Source organism: Streptomyces phytophilus (assembly GCF_013870535.1).
Taxonomy (GTDB): domain Bacteria; phylum Actinomycetota; class Actinomycetes; order Streptomycetales; family Streptomycetaceae; genus Streptomyces; species Streptomyces phytophilus.
On the sequence record NZ_JACBXC010001395.1, the window covers coordinates 1 to 1,498 of the forward strand.

Below are 1,498 nucleotides of genomic sequence, written 5' to 3' on the forward strand. Positions count from 1 at the left end.
GGAGCAGGATGTCGGGGTCGACCAGCTCGGCCCGCGAGCCGGTCCGTGGCGCTGTTGACCGCGGCCTCGGTGGCCAGGTCGAGCGCGGCGGTGGCCTCGTCGAGGAGCAGGATGTCGGGGTCGACCAGCTCGGCCCGGGCCAGGGCGATGAGCTGGCGCTGTCCTGCGGAGAGGTTGCGGCCCCGCTCGGCGACGTCGTGGAGGTAGCCGCCGGACAGCGAGGCGATCATGTCGTGCGCGCCGACGGCCCGTGCGGCGGCCTCCACCTGGGCGTCGGAGGCGTCGGGGCGGCCGTAGGCGATGGCGTCGCGCACGGTTCCGGTGAAGAGGTACGACTCCTGGGGGACGACGCCGAGGCGGTGGCGGTAGCCGGTGAGGTCCAGCTCGCGCAGGTCCGTGCCGTCGACGCGGACGGCGCCGCGGGTCGGGTCGTAGAACCGGGCGGCGAGCTTGACCAGCGTCGACTTCCCGGCGCCGGTCTCGCCGACGAACGCGACGGTCTGCCCGGCGGGGATCGTCAGGTCCAGCCCGGTCAGCGCCGCCTCGGCGGCGCCCGCGGCCTGCCCGTCGTACGCGAAGTGCACGTCGTCGAAGGCGATCTCGCCGCTCAGCTTCCCGACCGGCCGCGGCTCGGCGGGCGGCGGTGTGGAGGGCTTCTCGTGCAGGAGTTCCCGGATGCGGCCGAGCGCGACGGCCGCCTGCTGGTAGCCGTCGAAGACCTGGGAGAGCTGCTGCACGGGTGCGAAGAACAGGTCGATGTACAGCAGGTACGCCACGAGCGCGCCGGCGGTGAGCGTGCCCGCGGCCACCCGGTCCGAGCCGACCCACAGCACGCCGACGGTCGCGAAGGAGGCGAGGAGCTGCACGAACGGGAAGTAGACGGAGATGAGCCACTGCCCGCGCACCCGGGCCCTGCGGTAGCCGTCGCTGCGCTCGGCGAACCGCGCGGCGCCGCCGTCCTCGCGGCGGAACGCCTGCACGATGCGCAGGCCGGCGACGGACTCCTGGAGGTCGCCGTTGACGACGCTGACGCGCTCGCGCGCCAGCTCGTACGCCTTGACGCTCTGCCGGCGGAAGAAGAACGTGCCGGCGATCAGCGGCGGCAGGGTGGCGAAGACGATCAGGGCCAGCTGGAGGTCGATGACCAGCAGGGCGACCAGGATGCCGAAGAACGTGAGCAGCGAGACGACGGCGGTGACGAGGCCGGTCTGCAGGAACGTGGACAGGGCGTCCACGTCCGTGGTCATCCGGGTCATGATCTTGCCGGTGAGGTGGCGCTCGTAGTAGTCGAGGCCGAGCCGCTGGAGCTGGGCGAAGATCTTGACGCGCAGGGCGTAGAGCACGCGCTCGCCGGTGCGGCCGGTGAGCCGGGTGGCGCCGACCTGGGCGGCCCACTGGCCGAGCACGACGGCGAGCGCGAGGCCCGCGGCGGTCCACACGGCGCCGAGGGAGAGCCGCTGCACGCCGTCGTCGATGCCGTGCCGGATGAGGACGGGCA

1 protein-coding gene is annotated in these 1,498 nt (G+C 73.4%); it reads right to left on the reverse strand.

The window, feature by feature from the left end; genetic code table 11:
* On the reverse strand, window positions 1–1,498 hold a 1,498-nt coding region (locus H5J30_RS32715; RefSeq protein WP_181791301.1), incomplete at both ends, for an ABC transporter ATP-binding protein.